At 71.5% G+C, this 21,477-nt stretch carries 20 protein-coding genes and 2 tRNA genes; 15 read left to right on the plus strand and 7 right to left on the minus strand.

Features of this window, described 5'->3' with window-relative positions:
- Nucleotides 1-22: 22 nt before the first annotated feature.
- The 7 genes from ASF39_RS15640 (at nucleotide 23) to ASF39_RS15670 (ending at nucleotide 6,681) form a co-directional block, all read left to right on the plus strand.
- On the plus strand, nucleotides 23-1,825 hold the full coding sequence (locus ASF39_RS15640) for a hybrid sensor histidine kinase/response regulator (RefSeq protein ID WP_082494602.1): 1,803 nt from the start codon (nucleotides 23-25) through the stop codon (nucleotides 1,823-1,825).
- Between the two features lie 759 nt (nucleotides 1,826-2,584).
- Nucleotides 2,585-4,096, plus strand: a complete 1,512-nt coding sequence (locus ASF39_RS15645) for a DEAD/DEAH box helicase (RefSeq protein ID WP_055889388.1) — start codon at nucleotides 2,585-2,587, stop codon at nucleotides 4,094-4,096.
- Between the two features lie 189 nt (nucleotides 4,097-4,285).
- Entirely contained in the window at nucleotides 4,286-4,471 is a 186-nt protein-coding gene (locus tag ASF39_RS15650) for a DUF1508 domain-containing protein (protein ID WP_056285558.1), read from the plus strand.
- 165 nt (nucleotides 4,472-4,636) lie between these two features.
- The gene (locus tag ASF39_RS15655) at nucleotides 4,637-4,933 is read left to right on the plus strand and encodes a hypothetical protein (RefSeq protein ID WP_055889395.1); all 297 of its coding nucleotides are present in this window, start codon (nucleotides 4,637-4,639) and stop codon (nucleotides 4,931-4,933) included.
- A gap of 267 nt (nucleotides 4,934-5,200) precedes the next feature.
- Nucleotides 5,201-5,623, plus strand: coding sequence for an acyl-CoA thioesterase (locus tag ASF39_RS15660; RefSeq protein WP_056285562.1), 423 nt, complete (start codon nucleotides 5,201-5,203; stop codon nucleotides 5,621-5,623).
- Between the two features lie 212 nt (nucleotides 5,624-5,835).
- Entirely contained in the window at nucleotides 5,836-6,195 is a 360-nt protein-coding gene (locus ASF39_RS15665) for a hypothetical protein (protein WP_056285566.1), read from the plus strand.
- A gap of 177 nt (nucleotides 6,196-6,372) precedes the next feature.
- Nucleotides 6,373-6,681, plus strand: a complete 309-nt coding sequence (locus ASF39_RS15670; protein ID WP_056285794.1) for a hypothetical protein — start codon at nucleotides 6,373-6,375, stop codon at nucleotides 6,679-6,681.
- 79 nt (nucleotides 6,682-6,760) lie between these two features.
- Here ASF39_RS15670 and ASF39_RS15675 read toward each other — a convergent pair whose 3' ends face one another.
- From ASF39_RS15675 to sseA, 3 genes are read right to left on the minus strand one after another with little or no spacing between them, the layout of a single operon-like run.
- Nucleotides 6,761-7,636 (minus strand): urease accessory protein UreD, encoded by an 876-nt coding sequence (locus tag ASF39_RS15675; protein WP_244472432.1) that lies wholly within the window; start codon nucleotides 7,634-7,636, stop codon nucleotides 6,761-6,763.
- Nucleotides 7,633-8,571 carry an arginase gene (gene rocF, locus ASF39_RS15680; protein WP_056285571.1) on the minus strand — a complete coding sequence of 313 codons (939 nt, stop codon included), beginning with the start codon at nucleotides 8,569-8,571 and terminating at the stop codon, nucleotides 7,633-7,635. Before rocF ends, ASF39_RS15675 begins: the two co-directional genes overlap by 4 nt.
- Nucleotides 8,568-9,416, minus strand: coding sequence for a 3-mercaptopyruvate sulfurtransferase (sseA, locus tag ASF39_RS15685; RefSeq protein ID WP_055889406.1), 849 nt, complete (start codon nucleotides 9,414-9,416; stop codon nucleotides 8,568-8,570). Before sseA ends, rocF begins: the two co-directional genes overlap by 4 nt.
- A 175-nt stretch (nucleotides 9,417-9,591) precedes the next feature.
- On the opposite strand from sseA, the gene ASF39_RS15690 reads away from it, so the two are divergent.
- Complete coding sequence (locus ASF39_RS15690) at nucleotides 9,592-9,840, plus strand: hypothetical protein (RefSeq protein WP_055889410.1); 249 nt, start codon at nucleotides 9,592-9,594, stop codon at nucleotides 9,838-9,840.
- Nucleotides 9,841-9,883: 43 nt separating this feature from the next.
- Here the strand turns inward: ASF39_RS15690 and ASF39_RS21440 are convergent, their stop codons facing one another.
- The gene (locus ASF39_RS21440; protein WP_156648517.1) at nucleotides 9,884-10,357 is read right to left on the minus strand and encodes a DUF3658 domain-containing protein; all 474 of its coding nucleotides are present in this window, start codon (nucleotides 10,355-10,357) and stop codon (nucleotides 9,884-9,886) included.
- Nucleotides 10,358-10,597: 240 nt separating this feature from the next.
- On the opposite strand from ASF39_RS21440, the gene ASF39_RS21445 reads away from it, so the two are divergent.
- Nucleotides 10,598-10,951, plus strand: coding sequence for a hypothetical protein (locus ASF39_RS21445; RefSeq protein WP_056285574.1), 354 nt, complete (start codon nucleotides 10,598-10,600; stop codon nucleotides 10,949-10,951).
- Between the two features lie 3 nt (nucleotides 10,952-10,954).
- Here the strand turns inward: ASF39_RS21445 and ASF39_RS15700 are convergent, their stop codons facing one another.
- From ASF39_RS15700 to ASF39_RS15710, 3 genes are all read right to left on the minus strand, one after another.
- Entirely contained in the window at nucleotides 10,955-12,154 is a 1,200-nt protein-coding gene (locus ASF39_RS15700) for a GNAT family N-acetyltransferase (RefSeq protein ID WP_056285576.1), read from the minus strand.
- Nucleotides 12,154-13,566 (minus strand): oligosaccharide flippase family protein, encoded by a 1,413-nt coding sequence (locus ASF39_RS15705; RefSeq protein WP_056285579.1) that lies wholly within the window; start codon nucleotides 13,564-13,566, stop codon nucleotides 12,154-12,156. Before ASF39_RS15705 ends, ASF39_RS15700 begins: the two co-directional genes overlap by 1 nt.
- 146 nt (nucleotides 13,567-13,712) lie before the next feature.
- A tRNA-Asn gene (locus tag ASF39_RS15710) sits at nucleotides 13,713-13,788 on the minus strand.
- Between the two features lie 271 nt (nucleotides 13,789-14,059).
- Between ASF39_RS15710 and ASF39_RS15715 the strand changes: the two genes are divergently transcribed.
- From ASF39_RS15715 to ASF39_RS15740, 6 genes are all read left to right on the plus strand, one after another.
- Nucleotides 14,060-14,133 (plus strand) — tRNA-Cys (locus ASF39_RS15715).
- A gap of 168 nt (nucleotides 14,134-14,301) precedes the next feature.
- Nucleotides 14,302-14,949: a protein-L-isoaspartate O-methyltransferase gene (locus ASF39_RS15720; RefSeq protein WP_055882495.1), complete on the plus strand. Its 648-nt coding sequence runs from the start codon at nucleotides 14,302-14,304 to the stop codon at nucleotides 14,947-14,949.
- Nucleotides 14,950-15,289: 340 nt separating this feature from the next.
- Nucleotides 15,290-16,729: a TolC family outer membrane protein gene (locus tag ASF39_RS15725; RefSeq protein WP_082494616.1), complete on the plus strand. Its 1,440-nt coding sequence runs from the start codon at nucleotides 15,290-15,292 to the stop codon at nucleotides 16,727-16,729.
- 191 nt (nucleotides 16,730-16,920) lie between these two features.
- On the plus strand, nucleotides 16,921-17,529 hold the full coding sequence (locus ASF39_RS15730) for a DUF2497 domain-containing protein (protein ID WP_055882677.1): 609 nt from the start codon (nucleotides 16,921-16,923) through the stop codon (nucleotides 17,527-17,529).
- Between the two features lie 95 nt (nucleotides 17,530-17,624).
- Nucleotides 17,625-20,357 carry a valine--tRNA ligase gene (locus ASF39_RS15735; protein WP_056285582.1) on the plus strand — a complete coding sequence of 911 codons (2,733 nt, stop codon included), beginning with the start codon at nucleotides 17,625-17,627 and terminating at the stop codon, nucleotides 20,355-20,357.
- A 162-nt stretch (nucleotides 20,358-20,519) separates the two neighbouring features.
- Nucleotides 20,520-21,248 carry a DUF2459 domain-containing protein gene (locus tag ASF39_RS15740; protein WP_056285584.1) on the plus strand — a complete coding sequence of 243 codons (729 nt, stop codon included), beginning with the start codon at nucleotides 20,520-20,522 and terminating at the stop codon, nucleotides 21,246-21,248.
- Nucleotides 21,249-21,477: the final 229 nt, after the last annotated feature.

Consider the following 21,477-nt stretch of genomic DNA (forward strand, 5'->3'; position numbering starts at 1 on the left):
GGCGCGAGGGTAGGCCGGCGGCATGAGACCTGACACCGAGGCGGGAGCCCGGCTACCGGAGGGGGAGGCCCGCTCGATCGTCAAGCTCCGGCAGACGATCGGCATGCTCTCGCGCAGGCTGGCCCTGGTCGGGCTGGTCCTGAGCGTCGGCCTCGTGGCCATGCCGGCCTTCGTCATCCTGGAATTGCGCACCAAGCAGCTGCTCGACGCCAAGCGCGAGTTGATGACCCTCAACACGGTGCTCGCGGAGGAGACCGCACGGGCGATGCAGAGCGTCGACCTCGTCGTCGACACCATCGTCGCCTCCCTCTCGAAGGACGGCCCGCCCACGGGGGAGGGGCTCGCCAGCCTCGCGGGCGACCGCGGCTTCCACGAGGGCTTGAAGGCGAAGATCGCCGGCATCCCGCAGCTCGATGCCGTGTCGGTGGTGGGAGCCGACGGCCGGCTCGTCACCTTCTCCCGCTTCCTTCCGATTCCGGCCATCGACCTGTCGGACCGGGACTACTTCGCGCACCTGCGCGATACCGAGGTGACCGGTGCCTACGTCACCGAGCCGGTGCAGAACAGGGGCACCGGCACCTGGACGATCTATCTGGCGCGCCGGCTCGTGGGGCCGGACGGACGGTTCGTCGGCCTGGTGCTCGGGGCGATCGACCTCCGGTACTTCGACAGCTTCTACCGCTCGCTCAAGCTCGGCGGCCGGTCGGCGATCAGCCTGTGGCGCCAGGACGGCACCCTGCTGACCCGCGAGCCGGCCATCGCCGGGGTCGGGCGGCAGTTCAGGATCAAGGCGTTCACCCCGGACCTCGTGGCCAGCCAGGGCGGCTACTACGAGGTCTCGGATGCGATGGACGGCGTCCATCGGTTCGTCGCCACCCGCGCCGTCACCGGCTACCCGATGGTGGTGAACGTCAGCCGTGCCCGCGACGACATCCTGCACGACTGGCGCAACCAGGCGATCCTGGGCGCCGGCGCCACCGTCCTGTGCATCGCCGCCATCCTAGGCATCCTCTGGACCCTGGCGCGCCAGGCGCGCGCCAACATCGCGCGGGCACAGGCGGTGCTGGCGCGCGAAGACGCGGTGCGCGCACGCGAGGCGGCGGAAGCGCAGCTGCGCCAATCCCAGAAGATGGAGGCGGTGGGCCAGCTCGCGGGCGGCATCGCCCACGACTTCAACAACCTCCTGAACGTGGTGATCGCCAACCTCGACTGGCTCGAACGTCATCTCGCACACGAGCCGGCCCTGCTCGCACGGGTGAAGGACGCCCTCGGGGGCGCCGAACGGGCGGCCGAGACCACGCACCTGCTGCTGTCCTTCGCCCGCAACGAACCGCTGTCGGTCGCGCCGACCGACGTCAACGACCTGATCCTGCGCTTCGCCAAGCTCTTGCGCAGCACGCTGGGCGGACAGATCAGGATGGAGCTGGAGCTGTCGCCGGACGTTCCGAACCTGACCCTCGACGCCAACCAGCTCGAGAACGCGCTCCTCAACCTCGCCGTCAACGCCCGCGACGCGATGCCCGCGGGGGGCTCGCTCACCATCGCCACACGCGCCGTCGCCACGGCCACGCGGACGGTCCAGGTCAGCATCGCGGTGAGCGACACGGGGCCCGGCATGAGCGCGGAGGTGATCGCCCGCGCCTTCGACCCGTTCTTCACGACCAAGCCCGTGGGCAAGGGCACCGGGCTCGGTCTCAACCAGGTCCTGCGGTTCGCCCAGCAGGCCGGCGGGAGCGCGTCGATCGAGAGCCGCCCGGGCGAGGGCACGACCGTCCAGCTCGTCTTTCCGGTGTCCGCGCCGGAATCCAGCCGGATGGCCGCCTGACCGATCCGCGGCACGCGGATGCCGACGGCATGGAACGCATCGCGGCATCGCGCCTTTACGTCTCCATACCGGCAGTCACGCCGCCTTTCTCGGAGACCTTCGATGATCCGTAAGCTTCTCGTCGCCTTCCTCCTGCCCCGGCTGATCCAGTTCGTCAGCCGTCGCTTCGGCGGCCGCGGGCAGCGCCGGACCTATTGATCCCGCGACCGACCCGGAGGGAATCGCCCCGGCGTTGACGGGGCGTTAACCATCTCGGGTCATCGTCGACCCATGCCGATCGCGACCCAGTCGCACCGTCGGACACGGCCACGGAGCCGGTGACCTGTGACGCCGGATGTACGCGCACAGGGCACCGCCACCCGTGGCCGTCATCGTTTCGGGCCTCGGATTTCCGCGACCGATCGCCCGCACGGGTCGGGGGCGGGTTCGGTCCGGGGCGGGTTCGGTCCGGGGCGGGTTCGGTCCGGGGCGGGTTCGGTCCGGGGCGGGTTCGGTCCGGGGATTGACTTCGCAAGTGCGAAGGCGCAAATGTCGCCCTGCAGCGTCAGCGGCCGTCATGGTTCCGCTTGAGAGGGCTGCGTGACGGATCGCCGATTGCGCATCAGCGCGGCCCCAGCGACCTGAGCCCCTCTCTTCAACGTGCATGCACCCGGACTGCCCCATCACGCGGGCAGCCTCCAGCCCAACGGACCAGCCTGCGTACGACGACCATCGCGATCGATGGCGTGCGGCCGGTCCCGCTGCTTTGAAAGACCACCCTTGACCCAATTCACTGATTTCGGCCTCGCCCAGCCCGTGCTGCGTGCGCTGGAGGAAGCCGGCTACACCACGCCGACACCGATCCAGGCCCAGGCCATCGCGCCCGCCATGCAGGGCCGCGACCTCTGCGGCATCGCCCAGACCGGCACCGGCAAGACCGCGGCCTTCGCGCTGCCGATCCTGCATCGCCTCGCCCTGACGCCGCGCCGGCCGATCCGCCGCGGCTGCCGCGTCCTGGTGCTCTCGCCCACCCGCGAGCTCGCCAACCAGATCGCCGAGAGCTTCTCGGACTACGGCCGGCACCTGTCGTTCACCAACACCGTGGTGTTCGGCGGCGTCACCATCTCCCGCCAGGAGAAGGCGCTCGCCAACGGCGTCGACATCCTGGTCGCCACCCCCGGCCGCCTGATGGACCTGATCGAGCGCCGCTCGCTCACCCTCGAGGCCGTCGAGATCCTCGTCCTCGACGAGGCCGACCAGATGCTCGACCTCGGCTTCATCCACGCCCTCAAGCGCATCGTGAAGATGCTGCCGCGTGAGCGCCAGAGCCTGTTCTTCTCGGCCACCATGCCCAAGAACATCGCCGGGCTCGCCGACCAGTATCTTCGTGACCCCGTCCAGGTCGCCGTCACGCCCGTGGCGACCACCGCCGAGCGGGTGACCCAGGAGGTCATCTTCGCCCACACCGGTGCCAAGCAGGCGCTGCTCAACCACATCCTGCGCGATCCCAAGATCGAGCGGGTGCTCGTCTTCACGCGGACCAAGCACGGCGCCGACCGCGTCGTGCGCGGCCTCGAGAAGGTGAGCATCGCGGCGTCCGCCATCCACGGCAACAAGTCGCAGCCCCAGCGCGAGCGGGCGCTCGCCGCCTTCAAGGACGGCTCCTGCCGGGTCTTGGTGGCCACCGACATCGCGGCCCGCGGCATCGACGTCGACGCGGTCAGCCACGTCATCAACTACGACCTGCCCAACGTGCCGGAGAGCTACGTCCACCGCATCGGCCGCACGGCGCGGGCCGGGGCCGACGGCCTCGCGATCTCGTTCTGCAACGACGAGGAAAAGGCGTACCTGCGCGACATCGAGCGCACCACCCGCCAGAAGATCCCCGTCGCCGGCTTCCCCGAGGGCTTCGCGCCCCCGAGCCGCCAGGAGGCGATGGACGCGGCCCAGGCCGAGGAGCGTCGCCCGCTGCCGCAGGGCCAGCGTCCCGGCCAGCGCCAGGGCCAGCGCCCCGGCGGCGGCCGTCCGGGCAACGGCCGGTCCGGCAACGGCGGCCGTCCCGAAGCGCGTGGAACCGAGAACCGCGGCGCCCCGGCCCGGTCCGGTCGCCCCGACGGCAATCGCGGCCCGGACAACCGCGGCGGCGAGCGCCAGGCCGAGGCCCGCACCCAGGCTCCCCGCGGCGAGCCGCGCGGCGACGGTCGCCCCCAGGGTGCCGGCCGCCCGCAGCGGACCACGAGCGGCGAAGGCGGCCGCGCGATCGGCTGGCTCGACCGCGCCCCGCGTTCCTGATCCGACACCGCGGACCGCACCGCCATCGCGTGTCGCGTCGACCTCCCGACGCGACACGCCAGGAACGAAAAAGCCGCTTCGGTTCGTCCGAGGCGGTTTTTTCGTGGGCCATCGGTGCCACCGGCATTGCCGCCGCCGCGCGATACCCCATCTCATGTCCGGTCGGTTTGTCGCAGGCGAGGCATCGGGATGCGGTTCGAACTCTATCGGGATGCCGGCGGCGAATGGCGCTGGCGGCTCCGGGCGCAGAACGGAAACGTGATCGCCGATTGCGCCGAGGGCTACGTCCGCCGCGAGGACTGCGAGCACGGCATCGGCTTGGTTCGCCGTGTCGGAGACGCACCGGTCGTCGACATGACGCTCAAGATCGCCTGAGGTCTTTGACAGGCCGGGGCCTCCCGAACCGAAGGGGCGGTCGAGCCTGAAACGCTTTGGGCGCATCGTGCGTTTGAAGACTTCGAGCGGGCGGCAAGGCCAGGGTGACGGCCGGCCGCCCGATCGTTCACCGGGCCGGTGGCCCTTATCCGAGGAGTTCTGAACGTGCTGAGGAAGATGCTGCTGGCAGCCCTGCTGGCTCTTGGATTCGCTGCGACGGCGCCCCAGGGCGCCTCGGCGGCCCCGATCGGTCCCGCGCTCGCCCTTCAGGCGCAGGCCGCTCCGGCCGTCGTCGAGCAGGCGCAGTACTACGGCTATCGCCGCCGGTTCTACGGGCCGCGCCGCTTCTACGGTGGCCCCCGCTTCTACGGCCCGCGCCGGTTCTACGGTCCGCGTCGCTTCTATGGCCCGCGTCGCTTCTACGGCGGCCCGCGCTTCTACGGCCCGCGCCGCTTCTACTGACGCTCCCGTCATCGGGCGGGGACCTTCCTTCGGGGGAGGGACCCCGCCGGCGACACGCCCGGACGAGGCCCGGCAGCGACATCCGCTGCCGGGCCTTCGTCGTTCTGCGCGCTCGCGCGAGCCGTCGCCCCGAGCCGTCGCCGCACTGGCCTTCCCGCCGGTTGCGGCCCATGATCCCGGCCACGGCGGCCGGGGCGGCCCGGTACGGTCGGCACCCCATCGCCGAACGGGACAAGCCGGGCTCGCCGGCGGGCACGGGAGGGATCGATGGAGCGCGACAAGGGCTCGTCCACGGATCAGGCGGTCGAGCCGCGCGGCGACCTCACGGTCCGCACCAGCGCCATGCCGGCCGACACCAACGCCAACGGCGACATCTTCGGCGGGTGGGTGATGTCGCAGATGGACCAGGCCGGCGGCATCGCCGGGGTCGACCGCGCCCAGGGCCGGGTGGTGACCGTGGCGGTGGACGCCATGACCTTCATCCGTCCGGTGAGGGTCGGCGACGTCCTGTGTGTCTACACACGCATTCCGACCGTGGGCCGCACCTCCATGAAGATCGAGGTCGAGGCCTGGGCTCGCCGCTTCCGCACACAGACCCGCGAGAAGGTGACGGAGGCGACCTTCACCTTCGTGGCCGTGGACGACGAGGGCCGGCCCCGCCCGCTCCCGCCCGCAGGACCGGCGGGCTGAAGCGGCCCTTGCGCGGCATCGCAAGCGTCGGCCCGAGGCCATCGGGCCGGTGCCGCGTCGGCGGCGCGCGAGGGCCAGGCCACCAAGGCAAAGCCCTGGCGCAGGACTTTCTCGCAAGCCCTTGCTCGTAAGCCCTTGACGAAGCAATCGATGCATCGATTGCGACGGACCGGCTTCAAGGTCCGGCAAGGGTTGGCGACGATCCTGCCGCCATGCCTTACGACCCCTTCGCGGCCCACAACCTCGTTCGCATCCTCTCCCTCGCGGGCCTCGTCGTCATGATGACGGACGCCGTGCCGGGGCCGAGCGGCCTGGCGATCGGCCTCGGCTGCCTGGTGCTGGCCGGCATCGCCGCTCTGTTCCCGGCCCCGCGCCGGGCCGTCCCGCGCAAGGCCCGCGCGGCGACGGTCTCGACACCGGCCGCCGACGCGTCCCGGCGGCCGCCGACGGTCTGGCGTCCGCCCGGAAAGTTTCCCGCAAAGCCGGGGATCGAGCCGCATCCAGCCCTGTTCGCCACCGTGGCCGGCCGGACGCCCAACCGGACCACCGCCTCGCGCCGCCGTCGGGATTAGAGCATCGGACCGAAAGCTGGTCGCCGGCTTTGGGAGCCCGCAGGAGGCGCGGAGCCATCGCGGTCGCGTGCGGCACCGCACGACGAGGCGGCGTTGCCCGTCCCATATCCGGATCACACAAGATCACGCGGCCGACCGGGAACGGCAACGACCGCCTAGAACGGAATGGATATCGTCATGACCAAGCGCCTTACTTCCCTCGCCGCCGCCCTGCTCGTCGCCGCCGGCACCGTTGCTTCGCCTGTTCTTGCGCAGAGCTACAACGCACCGGCCGGCATCGCCGCCGCGACCGCTCCGGCCGGGCTCGAGGGCCGGACGGCCCGCCGCAATGCCGAGGCCGCGCGCCGGGGCGCGTTCGACGACGACCTGACCACCGGGTCGGTCGGCCGTCGCGGCTTCGACAGTTCCGCCAAGGCCGGCAACGCCGAGGGCAACAACCGCGTCGTGCCCAACTACGGCACCACCTCGGGCGGCCCGGCCTACTGACCGGCACACCACGGTTCGAAGAGCGGACGGCGGGGCGAAAGCGCCGCCGTTTTCGCATGGGCCGGGGACCGGCGGCTCTTCAGCTCTGCCAGACGCGGGGCATCGGCACTCCGCGATAGGCCACCAGCACCCGGATCGCCACGGCCTTGAGGGCATCGGCGTCGCGGCCGAGGAAGCGGGCGACGAGGTGGCCGTTCCAGGCGCTGGCCCCGGCCTCCACCCCCGCCACGACATTGGCCCCCGCGGCGTCGAGATGGGCCCGCATCTCGTCGAGGCGGCCTTCGGCTTGCGGGGAGACGTCGATCAGGGTCGCCATCGCCCGGGCGCCGGCGCCGATGGCGGTGCGGTCGAGCAGGTCGCCCAGCGCGCCCTCGAGCCGGAGCGTGTCGGCGACCACGAGGCGGCCGGCGCGGCGGATGCGCCAGGCATCGACGAGGCGCCCCTGCGTCATCGCCTCGTGGCGGGCGGCGCGCCCGAACACCACCGCCTCGAAGGCCAGCAGCCGGGCATCGGCCGCCAGATCCGCCTCGAAACGCCGGTCGAGGGCACTGCGGTCGAACAGGATGGTTTCCTGCGGCAGGAAGGCGAGGCGGGCGCCGGCGGCGAGACGGGCGCGGGTCGCCACCGTGCTCACCGGCCCGTCGGAGCGATAGACCTTCTCGGCGGCGATGGTCGTCAGCACGAGGTCGGCGCCCGGGTCGAGGGTCGCCTCGACGGCGAAGGCATCGCCGCAGGCGATGCCGCCGGCGGTGTTGAGGAGGACGGCCTCCAGCGCGCCCTCCGGCCGGCGCGGCAGCCGCAGCCGCAGCGGGCCGGATTCGCGCATGTCGAGGACGCGGGTGCCGCCACCGCCGGGGCAGCCGAGCCGGAGGCCGGCGAACCCCTGCGAGCGCTGCCGGGCCGGCGCGGCAGGCCTTTCCTCGTCGAGGCGCGAGGGGTCTTCGATCCGGTTCACGCCCCGCCCACGTCCGGCAGGACCGGCGCCCGCTCCAGGATCGCGCGGCCGAACAGGCTGGCGACGAGTTCCACCAAGAGCCGCGCACTGCGGCCGCGCTCGTCGAGGAACGGGTTCAGCTCGACCACGTCGAGGGCCGCCACGAGGCCGGAATCGTGCAGCATCTCCATGATGAGATGCGCCTCGCGAAACGTGGCGCCCCCCGGCACCGTGGTGCCGACGCCCGGCGCCAGGGAGGGATCGAGGAAGTCGACGTCGAGGCTGACATGCAGCACCCCGTCGGCGGCCTTGACCCGCTCCAGGATGCGCCGCAGGGGCGCGACCACGCCGAACTCGTCGATGGTGCGCATGTCGACGACGTCGATGCGGCGGGCGGCCACCAGGGCGCGCTCGCCCGCATCGATCGAGCGCAGGCCGAACAGGTGGACGTTGCCCGGCGCCAGAGTCGGGCGGTCGTCGTCCGCGAACAGGTCCGAGAACCCCGGCTCGCCGCAGAGCGCCGCCAGCGGCATGCCGTGCATGTTGCCGGACGGCGAGGTCTCGGGCGTGTTGAAATCCGCATGCGCGTCGAGCCACAGCACGAAGAGCGCGCGGTTGCCCGCCGCGCAATGGCGCAGGACCGCATCGACGGTGCCCAGCGACAGGCTGTGGTCGCCGCCGATCACCACGGGCAGGGCGCCCCGGCCGAGGGCGGCGCCGACAGCCTCGCGCAGGGCGAGCGCCCAGGCCGCCACCGCGCCGGCGCCGCGCGCGGGCGCAGCCGGATCGGGCGAGACGTCGCCGCGGTCGGTCACCGGCCAGCCGAGGTCGGCGAGCGCCCGCACCAGCCCCGCCGTGCGCAGGGCGGCCGGGCCCATGATGGCGCCGGCCTCGTGGGTGCCGACCTCGATCGGGGCGCCGATGACCTCGACGGCCCGACGGCCGCTGCCGCTCACGCCGGGCCTGTGGCGACGGGGCGGGCGGGGTCGGCGCCCCACTCCGACCAGGACCCGTCGTAGAGGGCGCGGGAGGGGCGCCCCAGGGTCTCCAGCGCCAGCGAGACGATGGCGGCGGTGACGCCGGAGCCGCAGGTGGTGACCACCGGGCGGTCGAGGTCGACCCCGGCGGCCTCGAAGGCGGCGCGCAGGGACGCCTCGTCCTTGAGGCGGCCGTCGCCCTGAAGGGCGGCGTAATGGAGGTTGCGGGCGCCGGGCATGTGGCCGGGGCGCACGCCGGGGCGGGGCTCCTGCTCCTCGCCGCGGAAGCGCGGGCCGGAGCGGGCGTCCACCACCTGCGCCGCGCCGGTCTCCAGGGCGCGGGCGATGTCGCCCGCATCGGCCACGGCGCCATGGTCGAGGCGGGCGGTGAAGTGGCGCCGCTCGCGCGGTCGGGGGTCGCCGTCCTCCACCGGATGGCCGCCGGCGACCCAGGCCGGGAACCCGCCCTCGAGAATCACCACGTCGCGCATGCCGAAGGTGCGCAGCATCCACCGCACCCGCGGCGCGGAGAACAGGCCGAGGCCGTCGTAGACGACGACCTGCGCGCCGTCGCCGATGCCGAGGCCGCGCATGCGCGAGGCGAAGACCTCCGGGCGCGGCAGCATGTGGGGCAGCGGCGAGGTCTCGTCGCTCATGGCGTCGAGGTCGAAGCGGATCGCGCCGGGGATGTGGCCGGCACGGTATTCGGCCGCCGCGTCGCGGCCTTGCGCGGGCAGATACCAGGAGGCGTCGAGCACCACGATGTCGGGGGCATCGCGGCGGGCCGAGAGCCAGTCGGCGGTGACGAAGGGGGAGGGCGCCATGGAACGATCCGGTGCGGGCGAGGGTCTGGACGGAGGCGCCACTCAATCACATCGCGGCTGGCCTTGCACGGCCCCGGACGATCGCGCCGCGCGGGTCGGACCCACCCGCGGCAGACGGGCGGGCCGCGATGCCCTACGATGATGCACCACCCGGACGACAGGACCAGCCCCGCCCGTGAGCCTTCGCGAGACCTACCACATCGAAGTCCTCGGCCCGGAGACGGACGCGCCGCACGAGGATGTCGTGCGCCAGCGCATCTCGGTGCGCACGGCCGGCGTCGAGGGCGCCAAGGAACGGGCGCTCGGCCTGTTCGCCAGGGCGCGGGTGCCCCAGCGCACGGGGACCCCGGCGGAAGCCGTGCGGGTCATCGACGGGGCCGGCACCGAGGTGTTCCGCTGGAGCCGGTACGACGAGCCGGGCTAGCGTCTTCTGTTGCGGCTGAGCGATGGCACGACAAGCTACGACCTCACGACAAAGTATCGGTTACTGCGCCTTCCTTTCCCACCGGCAAGCGAACCTCACTGTAGCGCATATTCGATAGGGAACCCTGCAACTCGAGCAAGCCACTACTGACGAGGACCTTCACTCGCTCAGCGATATTCGTGTCGACGAGTCCCGAGCGCAGTGCCATGACGGTTCCCGCAATCATAGCAACCTTCTGCCAATGGCAGCCAACTAGTTGCATAATGATTTCGTCGATACCCATATCGTCCTTGATGTCGTGTTTTTGACGAACTTTTTGCGTCGATTCAATATAAATATTCACTATCATCCGTTCAAATTTGTTCGAACTCCAATTTATGGCTTCTTCGAAAAAATTCTGCTTGATTACGGCTTCCAGCCTCAAAACGGCGTCGAAAATCAGGAAGAAACGCGCGTAATCGCCGATTCGATTTATCAATAGTTTCTTGCAAAAATTGAGTCTTACAATACGGCTCAATCTGCGAACGGTCGGTCAAATAACAAAATAATTCATCAATGACACAGCTGAAATCTTCATCGGATAGGGCGGGCGGTTTTTCCCATCCCCACGTCTGAAGATTGTCGATCGCGTCGAGGGCCTCGTCGTTCGTCATGCCTGCCCTTTTCAAGCTCCGCCAACCAGCGGATATCATTCGCGACTCGAAACAACCCTGTCCATGCCCAGCACCCCACAGGCTTCCGACAACCGATTGGTTCCATGCGCCTCCTCCTCGCCCTCGCCGCCGTCCTCGCCGTCTGCGCCCTGTTCGTGCGCAGCTACACCGTGCCGCCGGCCCCCGACCGCCAGGGCGGCACCGTGGTGTCGCTGACCTGGCCGAACCGCTCGCCCTTCGGCAGCCCGCGCGGGGATTGCCTCGCCACGCCGGCGGCCGAACTGCCGATCGCCTGCCTGATCGCTTCGGTGGCGCGCTCGCGCGCCGAGGGCATCCCGCTCATGAGCTTCGGCTTCTGCCCGACCTGCTACGACCTGTCGGTGCGCATCGCCCGCCTGGGCCGCGATCCGGCGGCGATCGAGGCCAAGTCGGCGCAGATCTCGCGCTTCGGCTGGTAGGCCTCACTCCGCCTCGGCCGCCGGCTTGTCGCGGCCGCGCCAGCGCTTGACCGCGCGCACGGCGGCGGCACGCAGGGATTCCAGGCGAACGCCGAGGCCGTAGAACCGATCCCCCGCTCGCGTTTCCACGAGGACGTGCGCCAGCGGCAGGCGCTCGGCCCAGAACGTCTCGGCGAGGAAGAAGTCCGGCGGCGCGCAGGAATCGGCCACCGTCACGGCGGGATCGTCGATCAGGCTCCGGGTCAGGTGGTGCAGGTGCTGGGCGCCGGGGGAATCGCGGGCGGCGGCCTCGTCGAAGGCGATCTTCAGGCACCAGACCCGGCCGCGGGTGGCGAAGGTGAGGGCCGAGGCGAGGCTGCGCCCGTCCCGGTGCAGGCGGTCGATCCGCATGGCGCCCCGCGCCGCGAAGGCCGCCACCGCGGCCGCGACGAAGGCCGCCTCGTCCGGGCGGCAGGCCAGCGCGGTGGCCGCCCCGGTGCGCCCCTTCCAGCCCGCGCCTTCCAGAGCGATGAAATCGTCGAGGGCGGCAGCGACCGCACCCGGCGTCCGCGCGGTGTCGAAGGCGAGGGGGGTGTCGGCCTCCAGGCGCTCGCGCGACTGGCGCAGGCGCCGGCGCCGGCGGGCGGAGAGATGGCCGAGGTAGGCCGCCCGCTCGGCCTCGCTGCGGCCGGTCAGGTCGAGGAGGGCACGGGCATGGGCCCAGAACGGCGTCCGGCGCGTGCCCGCCGCCGCCGCCCAGCCCGCCAGCAGGTCGGCGAAGGCTCCTCGCGTCGGCACATGGGTGAGCATCGCCCGGCGCTGGCCGACCGCATCCAGGCCCGAAAACAGGGCGGCCAGCGCCGTCGCGGGGTCGTCGCCGTCGAGGAGCGGCACGCCGAAGACGCCGAACGGATGCATCCAGCCGATGGCCAGGGGCAGGCCCCAGCGGCGGCGGGTGACCCGGATCGGCCAGAGGGCGAGGAGGCGCAGGCCCGGCTCCTCGGGGGCTCGGTCGCCCACCAGCATCACCCGCACGCCGGAGCCGAACGGACCGGCGGCGGGAATCGCGAAGTCGGGATGGTAGAACAAGTTGTCGAAGGCGGGCGCGGCGGCCAGCGTCCGCCAGGCCCCGAGCCAGGGCGCGGCCGGCGAGAGGGGGCGGAGCGCCACCACGAGGTCGCCGATGCGGCGCGTCGGGCCGAAACGCTGATCGGGCTTTGCCATCACGAGACCCGGCCGATCCGGCGCCGCACCAGGTCGGCGAGGCCGATCGGGTTGAGGTGCCAGGCGGTGGCGGCCGCCGCGAGGCCGATCAGCGCCAGTTGCAGGAGGGCGCCGACGGGCCCGAGGGCGAGCGCGTCGACACCGACCACCGCCAGCCGGCAGGCCAAGGCGCCGAGCGCGATGAGCATCAGATCGGTCCAGGGGATCGGCAGGCGCACGGCCTCGCGGGCACCCAGCACCAGGACGAGGCAGGCCACCGCCTGGCCGGCGAGGTTGGCCACGGCCGCCCCGGCGACGCCGTAGCGGGGGATGAGGACCGCCGAGAGGCCGGCGACGGTGGCCAGGAGGACCATCGAGGCCACCGCTTCGAGGCGGCTGGTGGGCGAGAAGTAGATGACCTGGCCGAAGTAGTAGGCCCGGAACATCACGAGGATGCTGGCGGCCAGCAGCAGCGGCGCCACCGACAGGGCCGTCGCGCGGTAGTCCGGCCCGAGCAGCACCGACACGATCGGCCCGTCGAAGGTGAGCACGAACACCGCCCCGAAGGCCGCCACCAGCGCCATCAGCCGCATCGCATCGGCCAGGGCGGGTCGCGCCGCCGCCATGCCGCCGGCCCTGGCGTCGCGCTTGGCGATGGAGACCAGGGACAGGGCGATGGCCTCGCCGAACACGACGAAGCTCTGGCGCAGGAAATCGGACACCGCGCCGTAGGCGCCGAGCGCGCCCGTGCCGAGCACGCCGCCGACGATGAGCCGGTCGACGGTCTGGGCGAGGGCGGCGGCGGTGAAGGACACGATCAGGGGCCAGCCGTAGGCCAGGATCGCGCGGGCCTCGGCGAGGCTGCCGCGCCCGCGCAGGAGCGGCGCGATGGCCGCGAGGGCGGGCAGGGCGGCCAGGGCGTTGGCGAGCGCGATAGCGAGGAGGAGGTGGCGCGCATCGCCCGAGACCAGGAGCGAGAGGCTGCCGAGGCCGAGCACCAGCACGGCACGCAGGACCACCGCGGCCGCCACGGCGGTGGCGGCCAGCCGCGTGCGGGCGATCTCGGCGGCGGCCTCGAACAGGGTCATGCCCGCCCCCGAAGCCAGCACCGCGACGGCGACAGGGCCGGAGACGAGGCCGAGGGCGCAGGCGATCGCGCAGACGACCCCGCTGAGGAGCACCATGCCACCCAGCAGCCGCAGCACGGTGCCGACCTGCACCGCCGCCCGGGTCTCGTCGTAGAGGGCGAAGAACGCGTATTTCGGCCACTGGCTGGTGGCGCTGTAGAGGAGGAGCGACCAGGACAGGATGAGCAGATACGTCCCGAAGGCCTCCGGGGGCGCCAGCCGGGTGAACACGGCCACGGCGGCCATGTTGAGGGCGGCGGCGAGGCCGCGCGAGCCGACATAGGTGAAGGTGTGGCGCGCGATCATCCCGGACCCCGGCCCGATCCGGGCAAGGACGAAGCCTTATCACGGCGCCCTTGGAAAAGACCTTAACGGTCCAGCCAGTCGCAGACCGCACGCATCGCGCATCGGATGCTTCGGCTGACCTGAGGCATGATCGCAATCGAAAGGATTGGCTCCCCGAGTAGGACTCGAACCTACGACAAAGCGATTAACAGTCGCTTGCTCTACCAACTGAGCTATCGGGGACCACGGCGGGGTCTCTACACACGGGAACGGCGGGGCGCAAGGGCCGGGGGGCGAGGTTTCACGAATCCGTCACGCAGCGTCGGTCCCGACGTGATGCCGTTCCTTGCCTGCCTCGCGGGATGCCTTGCCTCACGTGACGGATGCGTGACGCCGATGTCGGGTTGGCCGTTGCTCAAGGGGGCCCGCCTCTGCTAGAGAGCCGCTCGCCCCCGATCGGCCGCCCGATCCGGACCAGCGCGGCACGGCCCCAGGATGGGGTACGGCCAGACGAGGCCTCGTGGCGGAGTGGTTACGCAGAGGACTGCAAATCCTTGTACGGGGGTTCGATTCCCTCCGAGGCCTCCAATTTCCTTCTTCCCTTCGAACGCTTTCGGTTTCCGACCGGGAACCTTGCGTTTCTCGAGCCGATCCCCGACAAACCGCGGGCTTCGGCCGCCGAGCTCGGACCGTCCTGTCGGATGCGTCCTGCGAGAGTTTCGGCACGCCCCGGCGGCCATGGGAGAAAGGGCACCGATGCTCGATGATGCGCAGGCGCGACGCCTCATGGTCGATTGCCAGTTGCGGACCTTCGACGTGACCAATGTCGCGGTCCTCGACGCCTTCGGCGCGGTCCCGCGCGAGCGGTTCGTACCGGCGGACCGGGCGGCCTTCGCCTACAGCGACCAGACCCTGCGGCTGGGACCGGACCGGGCGATGCCCGCGCCGATGCTGCTCGCACGCATGATCCAGGCCCTGGCGGTGGAGCCCGGCGCCCGCTTCCTCGACGTCGCCGCCGGCTACGGCTACGGGGCGGCGATCCTCTCCGGTCTGGGCGCCGAGGGCGTCGCCCTCGAACCCGACGCCGCCCTGGCGGCGGGCGCCCGGGAGCGACTGGCCGGCCGGCCCGGCGTGAGCGTGGTCGAGGCCGCCCTCGACGGGGGCCCGACCGAGGGTGGCCCGTTCGACGTGATCCTCGTGGAGGGCCGCGTCGAGGTACGGCCGCAGGGCCTCCTCGACCAGCTCGCCGACGGCGGCCGCCTCGTCTGCGTGATGGGGCGCGACCGTGCCGCCAAGGCGACCCTGTTCGTGCGTGCCGGCTCCGCTTTCGGCTCGCGCCCGCTGTTCGACGCGGCCTTGCCGGCCCTGCCGGGCTTCGCGGCCGACGCCGGCTTCGTCTTCTGAGACGGTTTCCGCTCGAATCCAGTGTGAACCGTCTCACGAAGCCCGCGCGGCGCCCGAGCGAAGCCCATTTCCCGCATCACGACGCGATCAACCGGAGATGGCATGAGACGCCCTCCGCGCCCCCCGATCGGGTGTCGCTTTTATGCGGCACCCGATCACCTTTCTTTACCCACCGGCCGACGGGGCCTGTGCCGATGGTGCCAAGCTCGTCTAGACAGAGCACCGGGGCGGGCAACCCGGACTGCGCTTTCTGGATCCCCACGGACGTCAAGTGGGAACCCTCGGGCGCCGCGACCGTCGCTGGACGGTCGGCCGGTTCATCGAGAAACCGCAAGGGCTGATGGACGTGAGAGAACGGAACTCCGCGACGCGGGCTGAGCTTGCGCTCGCCGGCTTCGCCGCACCTGGGCTGGGTCGTCTGGCGCTGGCCGGATTGTCCCTGGCCGGCCTCGCCGTCGCTTCGGCGGCCCCCGCGAGCGCCGAGACGCTCGAGAGCGCCCTGGCGCGGGCCTACCGCGCCAATCCCGTGCTCAACGCCGGCCGCGCCGGCCTGCGCGCCACCGACGAGAACGTGGCCCAGGCCCAGGCCGGGTATCGGCCGACCGTCAACCTCAGCGCCGACATCGGCATCCAGCAGTTCCAGGGCCGCATCTCGGGCCAGCAGCTGAACAACACCACCCGGCCGGGCGGGGCGGGCCTGACGATCAACCAGAACCTGTTCGACGGGTTCCAGACCAACAACCAGACCCGACGCGCCGAATCGAACGTGCTGAGCACGCGCGAGTCCCTGCGCGCCACCGAGATGAATACCCTGTTCAGCGCGGCGCAGGCCTACATGAACGTCCTGCGCGACACGGCCAACCTGGAGCTGCAGCGCAACAACGTCGAGGTGCTCGAGGAGCAGCTTCGCCAGACCCGCGACCGCTTCAACGTCGGCGAGGTCACCCGCACCGACGTCGCCCAGGCCGAGGCGCGCCTGGCCGGTGCCCGCTCCAGCGTGAGCACCGCCGAATCCAACCTGCGGTCCTCCATCGGCGATTACCGCCGCCGCATCGGCGTCGAGCCGCGCCAGCTCGCCCCGGGCCGCCCCCTCGACCGGTTCGTGCCCCCCGGCCTCGATGCCGCGGTAGGGATCGGCCTCAAGGAGCATCCCCAGATCCTGGCCTCGCTCCATGCGGTGGACGTAGCCGAGGCGCAGGTGAAGATCTTCGAGGGCCAGCTCTATCCCCGCGTCGGCCTGCAGGGCGCGGTGCAGCAGCGCTACGACACCCAGTTCCCCGGCGACAACGGCGTCACCGCCTCCATCGTCGGCTCGATCTCGATCCCGCTCTACGAGGGCGGCCAGACCTATTCGCAGATCCGCCAGGCCAAGGAGCAGGTCGGCCAGGCCCGCATCAACGTCGAGGACGTGCGCGACCAGGTCCGCTCGGCGATCGTCACCGCCTGGGGCCAGCTCGAGGCCTCCAAGGCCCAGGTGATCGCCTCCCAGGCCCAGGTCCAGGCCAACGAGGTCGCCCTCAACGGCGTGCGCGAGGAGGCCCGCGTCGGCCAGCGCACCACCCTCGACGTGCTGAACGCGCAACAGGAACTGCTCAACTCGCGCGTCAACCTCATCATCGCCCAGCGCGACCGGGTGGTGAACTCCTACGGCGTCGTCCAGGCGGTGGGCCGGCTGACGGTGCGCTTCACCGCGATCCCGACCGCGATCTACTCCCCCAAGGAGCATTTCGACCAGGTCAAGGACCTCTGGTACGGCGTGCGGACCCCCGACGGGCGCTGACCCCGGCCGACGGTTTCCTGTGGCCCGCGGTGTTGCGGAAGAGTCCCGCGGCTTGTGCTCCGCCACGGGCGTGAGCATCGTGATCCACCGGATCAACCGTTCCTTAACCTTATGCTCCGAGCATCGTCCTTATGAGTGCAGCGAGCCCCAAGGCGCAGGACAAGGCCCAGGAGCTGGGCCAGGAACCCTCCATGGAGGAGATCCTGGCCTCGATCCGCCGCATCATCGCCGACGACCAGGTCGCCAAGACCGAGGACGCGGAGCCCGTGCGCTCCCCCCAGCCCAGGCGCCAGGACGACGACATCCTCGATCTCGCCGAGGTCGCCCGGCCGATCCGCAAGCCGGCCCCGATCGAGGAGGAGCCGATCGGCTTTCGCGAGGCGACGGCCGACGACGTCATCGACTTCGACTCGATCTCCTTCGACGACGCGCCGGAGCCCGAGCCGGAACTCAGCTGGGACGAACCGGCTCCCGCGCCCCGGCAAGAGATCCGCGAACAGATCCGCGAGGAGGTTCGCCAGGACGCTCGCCAGGAAGTTCGGCACGAGCCCTACCGGGACATCCGGCCCGAGCCGGCGAGCGCGCACGACCGCCTCACCTCGGCGGTGACCGATGCCAGCGTCCACCAGGCCTTCGGCATGCTGGCGAGCACGGTGCTCAGCCACAACGCCCGCACGCTGGAGGACCTCGTGCAGGACATGCTGCGCCCGATGCTCAAATCCTGGCTCGACGACAACCTGCCGGTGATGGTCGAGCGCCTGGTGCGGGCCGAGATCGAGCGCGTGGCCCGCGGCCGCTGAAGCGCCGATCCGCCGAGCGTCGGTTGACGCGGGCCCCGTGACGGGTTGAAAGCGGCCGGACGCGACGTTCCGCGTGAAGTGGCCCCGACTCCGTCATGATGGACAAGACCTTCGACCCCGCCGCCGTGGAGGCGCGCGTCTCGGCCGCCTGGGAGGCCGGCGAAGCCTTCAAGGCGGGCCGGCCCGACCGCGCCGGCGCCAAGCCCTTCACCATGATGATCCCGCCGCCGAACGTCACCGGCAGCCTCCACATGGGCCACGCCCTCAACAACACGCTCCAGGACATCCTGTGCCGGTTCGAGCGCATGCGCGGGCGCGACGTGCTGTGGCAGCCGGGCACCGACCACGCCGGCATCGCGACGCAGATGGTGGTGGAGCGCCAGCTCGCGGAGGCCGGCAAGCCCGGCCGGCGCGAGATGACCCGCGAGGCCTTCGTCGAGACGGTGTGGGCCTGGAAGGCGCAATCGGGCGGCGCCATCGTCAACCAGTTGAAGCGCCTGGGCGCCTCCTGCGACTGGTCGCGCGAGCGCTTCACCATGGGCGTCTCGGGCGCGCCCGACGACCAGATGGTCCGGGCCGTGACCAAGGTCTTCGTCGATCTCCACGCGCAGGGGCTGATCTACCGCGACAAGCGCCTCGTGAACTGGGACCCGAAGTTCCAGACCGCGATCTCCGACCTCGAAGTGCTGCAGGTCGAGGTGAAGGGCCACCTCTGGCACTTCGACTACCCGATCGTGGACGAGGCCGGCGCCGAGACCGGCGAGGTCATCACGGTGGCCACCACCCGCCCCGAGACCATGCTCGGCGACACCGCCGTGGCGGTCCACCCGGACGACGCGCGCTACACGTCCCTCGTGGGTCGGCGGGTCCGCGTTCCGTTGGTCGGCCGGCTGATCCCCATCGTCGCCGACACCTATTCCGACCCCGAAAAGGGCACCGGCGCGGTCAAGATCACCCCGGCCCACGACTTCAACGACTTCGAGGTCGGCCGGCGCGCCGGTTGCACCGCCATTAACGTCCTGGATGCACAAGCGCGCATAACCCTCGATGGAAACGAGGCTTTCCTGGCCGGTGCATCGCCGGAGCCGGAGACCCTCGCCCTGCACGGCCTCGACCGCGAGGCGGCGCGCGCCCGCGTCGTCGCCTTGATGGAGGAGCGCGGACGGCTGCGCCTGACCGAGCCCAACACCCATGCCGTCCCGCACGGCGACCGCTCGGGCGTGGTCATCGAGCCCTACCTCACCGACCAGTGGTACGTGAACGTCAAACCCCTGGCCGAGCGGGCGCTCCAGGCGGTGCGAGACGGAGAAACCCGTTTTGTTCCAGATACCTACCAGAAGACGTTCTTCCAATGGTTGGAGAACATCGAACCCTGGTGCATCTCGCGCCAGCTGTGGTGGGGGCACCGCATCCCGGTCTGGTACGACGAGGACGGCGGCATCTTCGTCGCGACGAGCGAGGCGGAGGCACGCGAACAGGCCGAGGCCCGGCAAGGTCGCCCGACCGCCCTCACCCGTGACGAGGACGTCCTCGACACCTGGTTCTCCTCCGGCCTGTGGCCGTTCTCGACGCTGGGCTGGCCCGACGCGACGCCCGAGCTCGACCGGTTCTACCCCACCGACGCCCTGGTGACGGGCAAGGACATCATCTTCTTCTGGGTCGCCCGGATGATGATGCTCGGCCTCCACGTCACCGGCCGGGTGCCGTTCGCGACGGTCTACCTGCACACCCTGGTGCGGGACGCCGCCGGCGCCAAGATGTCGAAATCGAAGGGCAACGTCGTCGACCCCCTCGGGCTCATCGACCAATACGGCGCCGACGCCCTGCGCTTCACCCTCGCCGCCATGAACGCGCCCGGGCGCGACATCAAGCTCGGCGTCAACCGGGTCGAGGGCTACCGCAACTTCGCGACCAAGCTCTGGAACGCCTCGCGCTTCGCCGAGATGAACGGCTGCGTCCTGCGGGCCGACTACCGGCCCGGGGACGCCGCCGAGACCCTGAACCGCTGGGCGCTGGGCGAGGCCGCCCGCGCGGTGGCCGAGGTGACGGCGGCGCTGGAGGCCTACCGCTTCAACGACGCGGCGGCCGCCGCCTACCGCTTCGTCTGGAACATCTTCTGCGACTGGTACGTCGAGCTGGCCAAGCCCGTCCTCCAGGGCGAGGGCGACGCCGCCTCCAAGGCGGAGACGCAAGCAACCGTCGCCTTCCTGATCGACCAGATCGCCAAGCTGCTGCACCCGTTCATGCCCTTCCTCACCGAGGAACTGTGGGCGATCAAGGGCGAGGGCATCGCCGGGCGCGGGCTCCTGGCGCTGGCACCCTGGCCCGACCTGTCGACCCTGGCCGACCCGGAGGCCGAGGCCGAGATCGGCTGGGTGGTGGACCTCGTCTCCGAGATCCGCTCGGCCCGCTCCGAGACGAACGTGCCGGCCGGCGCGCAGATTCCCCTCGTGATTGTCGGCGCCGGCGAGGCCCTGCGGGCGCGGGCTCGCCAGTGGCAGGACACGCTCCTGCGCCTCGCCCGCCTCTCGCAGATCACCTTCGCGCAGACCGCGCCGAGGAACGCGGTGCAGCTCCTGGTGCGCGGCTCGGTGGCCGCCCTGCCGCTGGAGGGCATCGTCGATCTGGCCGCCGAAGTGGTGCGCCTGAACAAGGAGGCGGCCAAGGCGGCCTCGGAGATCGCCAAGATCGAGGCCAAGCTCGGCAACGCCGATTTCCTCGCCCGCGCCCCCGACGAGGTGGTGGACGAGCAGCGCGAGCGCCGCGACGCCGAGGCCGCCCGGCTGGAGAAGATCCGCGAGGCGCTGGCGCGACTGGCGGAGGCGTGAGGCCGACGCCTGCGATCGCGACGACGATCCATCCCGCTGACGGGGAAGGATAGGGTGGGGAGGGTTCCGCCGGACGCGCAGAGCGACCGGACAGCCGTCGCCGCCGGCTCACCGCGAGGCGCGGACCACGGGCATCCTCCGCCGAGCCGGCGCTTCGGGAAGGTGCTGCCGCGCCTCGGACGTGCCCTCGCGGGCCTCGTCACCCTGCTGATCCTCGCCGCCGTCCTCACCGCGCGCCCCGGCGACCCGGCGCTCTATCCGCCGGCCGAGGGGGCGGACGCCGAGACGATCCACCTCGTCAGCCACGGCTGGCACTCGGGCCTGGTCCTTCCCCGCGACGCCCTCACCGGGGAGGGGACGGGCAGCGCCCTGCGCGCCATCGCCACCCGCTTTCGCGACTATCCGCGCCTCGAGTTCGGCTGGGGCGAGGCCCGCTTCTACCGGGCGACCCCGACCCTGGCAGAGGTCGACGTCGGCCTCGCCCTGGCGGCCCTGTTCACGCCGGGCGGCCGCACCGGCGTCGTGCAGGTGGTGGGACTGGAGCGCGGCGTGCGGGAGAGCTTCCCGCATTCCGACATCGTGCCGATCCGGCTGTCGCAGGCTGGCCTCGCCCGGCTGCTGGCCCGCCTCGACGCGAGCTTCCGCCTGGAGGCCGGCCAGCCGGTGGCGGGCGGGCCGGGGCTCTACGGGCCGAGCCTGTTCTACGAGGGCGAGGGCCGGTTCTCGGCGCTCAACCTGTGCAACCACTGGACCGCCCGGCTGCTCGACGCGGCGGGCCTGCCGATCACACCGGTTGTGGACACCCATCCGGCGGGGTTGCTGCTGGACCTGCGGTGGCGGGCGGGGGTTGGCGCCCTGCCGGCGTCCACCGCCGCGACGACGGGCCGGTGAACCGCGAGGCGCGCTGGGCCGAGATCGAGGCCTGCCGCTCGGACCGCGCCACAGACCCGATCCTCGACCGCTCGGGTCCGGTCTGGTGGCACAGCGACCGTCTGCACGAAGAAGGCATGACGAGGACGGGCGTACCCCGGCCTTCTACGGGTCCGCGGTCGGGCGGGGCCAGGCACGTCCGGTTCCCTGCGTGATCGATGAGGAGGCCATGGCGGAGGCGGCACGGTGA

The sequence above is a fragment of the Methylobacterium sp. Leaf108 genome (genome assembly GCF_001423265.1).
Lineage (GTDB): Bacteria > Pseudomonadota > Alphaproteobacteria > Rhizobiales > Beijerinckiaceae > Methylobacterium.

Coding starts and splice junctions, on each gene's coding strand:
- ASF39_RS15720 (WP_055882495.1), top strand. CDS start 14,302: ATGCTCGATGATGCGCAGGCGCGACGCCTCATGGTCGATTGCCAGTTG.
- ASF39_RS15735 (WP_056285582.1), top strand. CDS start 17,625: ATGATGGACAAGACCTTCGACCCCGCCGCCGTGGAGGCGCGCGTCTCG.
- ASF39_RS15700 (WP_056285576.1), bottom strand. CDS start 12,154: ATGGCAAAGCCCGATCAGCGTTTCGGCCCGACGCGCCGCATCGGCGAC.
- ASF39_RS15705 (WP_056285579.1), bottom strand. CDS start 13,566: ATGATCGCGCGCCACACCTTCACCTATGTCGGCTCGCGCGGCCTCGCC.
- ASF39_RS15640 (WP_082494602.1), top strand. CDS start 23: ATGAGACCTGACACCGAGGCGGGAGCCCGGCTACCGGAGGGGGAGGCC.
- ASF39_RS15730 (WP_055882677.1), top strand. CDS start 16,921: ATGGAGGAGATCCTGGCCTCGATCCGCCGCATCATCGCCGACGACCAG.
- sseA (WP_055889406.1), bottom strand. CDS start 9,416: ATGGCGCCCTCCCCCTTCGTCACCGCCGACTGGCTCTCGGCCCGCCGC.
- ASF39_RS15665 (WP_056285566.1), top strand. CDS start 5,836: ATGCCTTACGACCCCTTCGCGGCCCACAACCTCGTTCGCATCCTCTCC.
- ASF39_RS21445 (WP_056285574.1), top strand. CDS start 10,598: ATGCGCCTCCTCCTCGCCCTCGCCGCCGTCCTCGCCGTCTGCGCCCTG.
- ASF39_RS15725 (WP_082494616.1), top strand. CDS start 15,290: ATGGACGTGAGAGAACGGAACTCCGCGACGCGGGCTGAGCTTGCGCTC.
- ASF39_RS15660 (WP_056285562.1), top strand. CDS start 5,201: ATGGAGCGCGACAAGGGCTCGTCCACGGATCAGGCGGTCGAGCCGCGC.
- ASF39_RS15650 (WP_056285558.1), top strand. CDS start 4,286: ATGCGGTTCGAACTCTATCGGGATGCCGGCGGCGAATGGCGCTGGCGG.
- ASF39_RS15670 (WP_056285794.1), top strand. CDS start 6,373: ATGACCAAGCGCCTTACTTCCCTCGCCGCCGCCCTGCTCGTCGCCGCC.